Source organism: Streptomyces sp. SID4985 (assembly GCF_009863025.1).
GTDB lineage: Bacteria > Actinomycetota > Actinomycetes > Streptomycetales > Streptomycetaceae > Streptomyces.
The window spans coordinates 1-4528 of sequence record NZ_WWIR01000135.1 but is presented as its reverse complement, the minus strand read 5'-3'; the positions used below and the strand labels follow the sequence as shown (position 1 = coordinate 4528).

Genomic DNA, 4528 nt, shown 5'->3' with positions numbered 1-4528 from the left:
GGGGCGTGCGGTTGTCAGGGGGCGGTGCTTGGTGGTGCGGGTTTCGGCACCGGGCGGCACGGGGGCTCCGGCGTGGGGTAGTGCGGGTTCCGGTGTGGAGTGGTGCGGGCTCCGGCGTGGGCGGGTCGGGCTTCGGTGCGTGGCGGCGCGGAGTGCGGCGCCGGACGGTGCGGCCGTCTACCGGACCGAGCCGACACGGCCCGGTCCGTGCGGTCAAGGCTCGGGCCGCGCATCCCCGGCAAGGGGAGTGACCGGCTAGTTCCTGCCCCGGGAGCGGGCGGCCCTGGCGATGATGACGACCGCCTTCTCCAGGGCGTACTCCGGGTCGTCGCCGCCGCCCTTCACTCCCGCGTCGGCCTCGGCCACCGCGCGCAGGGCCTCGGCGACGCCGTCCGGGGTCCAGCCGCGCATCTGCTGGCGAACGCGGTCGATCTTCCACGGGGGCATTCCCAGCTCGCGGGCGAGGTCGGCGGGGCGACCGCCGCGGGCCGAGGACAACTTGCCGATCGCCCGCACGCCCTGGGCGAGCGCGCTGGTGATCATCACCGGGGCCACTCCGGTGGAGAGCGACCACCGCAGCGCCTCCAGCGCCTCGGCGGTCCGCCCCTCGACCGCCTTGTCGGCGACGGTGAAGCTCGACGCCTCCGCGCGGCCGGTGTAGTACCGCCCGACGACCGCCTCGTCAATCGTGCCCTCGACGTCTGCCACGAGCTGGGCCGCCGCGGAGGCCAGCTCGCGCAGATCGCTGCCGATCGCGTCCACGAGCGCCTGGCACGCCTCCGGCGTGGCCGACCGCCCGAACCCCCTGAACTCCCCTCTCACGAACGCCAGCCGGTCGGCCGGCTTGGTCATCTTCGGACAGGCCACCTCCCGCGCGCCCGCCTTACGCGCGGCGTCGAGCAGCCCCTTGCCCTTGGCGCCGCCCGCGTGCAGCAGTACGAGGGTGATCTCCTCCGCGGGCGAGCCGAGGTATGCCTTCACGTCCTTGACCGTGTCGGCGGACAAGTCCTGCGCATTGCGTACGACCACGACTTTGCGCTCGGAGAAGAGCGAGGGGCTGGTCAGCTCGGCGAGGGTGCCGGGCTGCAGCTGGTCCGGGGTGAGGTCGCGTACGTCCGTGTCGGCGTCGGCGGCTCTGGCGGCGGCCACCACCTCCCGCACGGCACGGTCGAGCAGGAGGTCCTCCTGGCCCACGGCGAGAGTCACCGGGGCGAGAGGGTCGTCATTCGCAGTCTTTCTTGCCATCGCTCAAAGCATCCCACGCGGCACCGACAACGAACCGGCCCGCACACCCTGACCGGACCCCGATCCGACCCCGAGACGCTTTCGGGGTCCTGCGGAAGCGGGCCTGTCAGTGCGGCCAAGGTGTGCCCGGGGCGCGGCCGAGGTCGTCCATCGGCTACGACTCAGGCGTGCCCGGGCACCCGCCATCACGGCTCCTCGCGCCAGCCGTCCCACTCGCCCGCGAAGGCGTCCAGCTCGGCGGGGTCGAGGCGTCCCGCCTCGTCGCGCAGGACCACCAGCCACTGGGCGTCCTCGGCGTCGTCCTCCCCCGCCAGGGCGTCCCGTACGAGCCGGGGCTCCTCATCGATCCCGAACCGCTCCCCCAACGCCTCGGCCGCCTCCTCGGCGGCATCCCGGTCGGGCAGCACCAGCACGTGTCTCACATCGCTCACCGGGACATTCTCCGGCACCGCGCGGGAGGCCGGACGCGTGGCCCCTGACTCCTCAGCCCTTCGGAACGATCTGTATGTCCAGTTCCACACGGATGCTGCGGCCGACCACCGCGATGCCGCGGGCCAGCATCGTCTGCCAGCTGATGGTGTAGTCGTCGCGGTGGAGTTCGGTGGTGGCGCGGCAGGCGGCCCGGGGTTCGCCTTCCATGCCGCTGCCGAGGCCGAGGTACTCGGCGTCGAGGGTGACCGTGCGGGTCACGCCGTGGAGGGAGAGCGCGCCGGTGACGGCCCAGCGGTTGCCGCCGCGGTGGGTGAAGCGCTCGCTGTAGAACTCCAGCGTCGGGTACCGCTGCACGTCCAGGAAGTCCGGGGAGCGCAGGTGGTCGTCGCGCATCCGGACGCCCGTGTCGATGGCCGCGGCGTCGATCACCACGTGCATCGCGGAGTTCTCCATGCGGTCGGCGATGCGCACCGCGCCCGCGAAGGAGTTGAACCGGCCGTGGATCCGGGCCAGTCCGATGTGCCGCGCGGTGAAGGCGATGGAGGAGTGCGCGGGGTCGATCTCCCAGTCGCCCCGCGCCGGGGGCTCCGGGGGCTGCGCGACCTGGAGGGTCACATCGCCCAGCGAGGCCAGGGAGTTCTGGCCGACCATCGCGGTCGCGCGATAGGGCGCGTACCCCTCGGCCGCGATCGCGAGCCGGTACTCCCCCGCCGGGACCGTGGCCATGAACTGGCCGTAGGGATCGGTGCCACCGCTGACCACCTTGCGGCCGACGCTGTCGACGACCGTGAACTCCGCGTTGCCCACCGGTTCGTAGACCGGATCGAGCACCCGGCAGCTCAGCACGCCGGCGTCGGCCGGTGTCCTGACCGCCGCCAGGGGACTCGTCCGGTGGAACCGGTTCGTTCGTTTTTCCAGCCACCGGCCGAACATGTACGACACCTCTGTACGCCTCGACATCATATGTTGCCGAAGATTCATTCGATCACCTGATGTGGCTTTCGAGCAACACGAGCCCACATCAAGGCAATCCAGCCCATGCGCCGGACTAGACCGAATTGGCGGTTACGGGAGTCCCCGGTCAGCCCGTCGCCACCTGGAGCCGCCCGTCGGCACCGCCTCCTCCAGTGAGCGCCAGGGCGCCGTCCCGGTCCGTGCGCAGCACCACCGCTCCGCCCGCGCGCAACGCGGCCACCGTGGACGGTGCCGGGTGCCCATAAGGGTTGTCGGCGCCACAGGACACGAGGGCGAGCCGTGGGGACGCCAGGCGTATCAGGTCGGGGTCCTGGTAGGCGGAGCCGTGGTGGGCGACCTTCAGCACGTCCACGCGCGCCAGGTCGGCCGCGTCCGGCGACAGCAGCAGCTCCCGTTGCGCGGGCGGTTCGAGGTCGCCCAGCAGCAGGAGCCGCAGGCCACCGGTCCGTACGAGCACGGCGACGCTCGCGTCGTTCGGCCCGTCCGGGTCCGGCGCGGCGCCCGCCGGGGGCCACAGGACCCGCCAGGCCAGCGGTCCGACGCGGCGCTCCTCCCCCGCCACGGCGCGGGTGACCGGGATGTGCCGTGCGGCAGCCGCTCCGCGCACGGCCTCGGCCTGGTCCGCCGGTTCGGCGAAGCCGGTGGTCTCGATGGCGGCCACCGAGCGGCCGCGCAGCACGCCGGGCAGTCCCGCGACATGGTCGGCGTGGAAGTGGGTGAGGATCACCAGGGGCACACGGGTGATGCCCAGTTCCCGCAGGCAGTGGTCGACCGGCTCCGGATCGGGTCCGGCGTCCACGACCACCCCGGCGCCCGGCCCGGCCGCGAGAACGGTGGCGTCGCCCTGCCCGACGTCGCACATGGCGAACCGCCAGCCCGGCGGCGGCCAGCCCGTGACCACCCGGGTCAGCGGAGCGGGCCGCACCACCGCGACGAGCAAAACCACGCCGAGCGCCCCGCACCACCACGGGTGCCGCACCAGTCGCCGCCCGGCGAGCACGAGCACCACCGTGACCACGGCCAGCAGGAACGCCCCCGGCCAACTCCCCGGCCAGTCCACTCCCGCACCGGGCAGCGCCGCCCCGGCCCTGGCCACCCCGGCGATCCACTGGGCGGGCCAACCCGCGCACCAGGCAAGCGCCTTGGCGGCGGGCATCGCCACCGGAGCGGCCGCGAGCGCCGCGAACCCCAGCACCGTGGCCGGAGCGACGGCCACCTCGACGAGCAGATTGCACGGCACCGCCACCAGACTCACCCGCGCCGACAGCACCGCGACCACCGGCGCACACACGGCCTGGGCGGCGGCAGCGGCGGCCAGGGCCTCGGCCAGGCGGGCGGGCACCCGGCGTCGTCGCAGTGCCTCGCTCCAGCGGGGCGCGAGGAGCAGCAGCGCGCCGGTCGCCAGCACCGAGAGCAGGAAGCCGTAACTCCGGGACAGCCACGGGTCGTAGAGGACCAGCAGCAGGACCGTCGCGGCCAGGGCGGGGACCAGGGATCTGCGGCGACCGGTGGCCAGCGCCAGCAGGGCGACCGCGCCGCAGGCCGCCGCCCGCAGCACGCTCGGATCGGGGCGGCAGACGATGACGAACCCGAGAGTGAGGGCCGCCGCGAGGAGCGCGGTGGTCCGCAGCGAGAGACCCAGGCGCGGGGCGAGTCCGCGCCGTTCGGCGCGCTGGGCCAGTCCGAGCGGTCCGATGAGCAGGGCGAGCAGGATGGTGAGGTTGCTGCCGGAGACGGCGAGCGTGTGCGCGAGATCGGTCTCCTTGAACGCCTCGTCCAGCTCCGGGGTGATCCGCGACGTGTCCCCGACGACCAGCCCCGGCAGCAGCGCCCGCGCGTCCGACGGCAGCCCCTCGGTCGCCTCGCGCAGCCCGGC

At 73.8% G+C, this 4528-nt stretch carries 4 protein-coding genes; all 4 read right to left on the bottom strand.

Annotation, left to right across the window (positions count from 1 at the left end; translation table 11 throughout):
• Positions 1–255: 255 nt before the first annotated feature.
• Entirely contained in the window at positions 256–1245 is a 990-nt protein-coding gene (holA, locus tag GTW40_RS05345; protein WP_161178988.1) for a DNA polymerase III subunit delta, read from the bottom strand.
• Positions 1246–1430: 185 nt separating this feature from the next.
• Complete coding sequence (locus GTW40_RS05340; RefSeq protein ID WP_161178987.1) at positions 1431–1676, bottom strand: hypothetical protein; 246 nt, start codon at positions 1674–1676, stop codon at positions 1431–1433.
• A gap of 52 nt (positions 1677–1728) precedes the next feature.
• Complete coding sequence (locus GTW40_RS05335; RefSeq protein WP_202485421.1) at positions 1729–2610, bottom strand: YceI family protein; 882 nt, start codon at positions 2608–2610, stop codon at positions 1729–1731.
• 148 nt (positions 2611–2758) lie between these two features.
• On the bottom strand, positions 2759–4528 hold a 1770-nt coding region (locus GTW40_RS05330; protein WP_161178986.1), incomplete at its 5' end, for a ComEC/Rec2 family competence protein.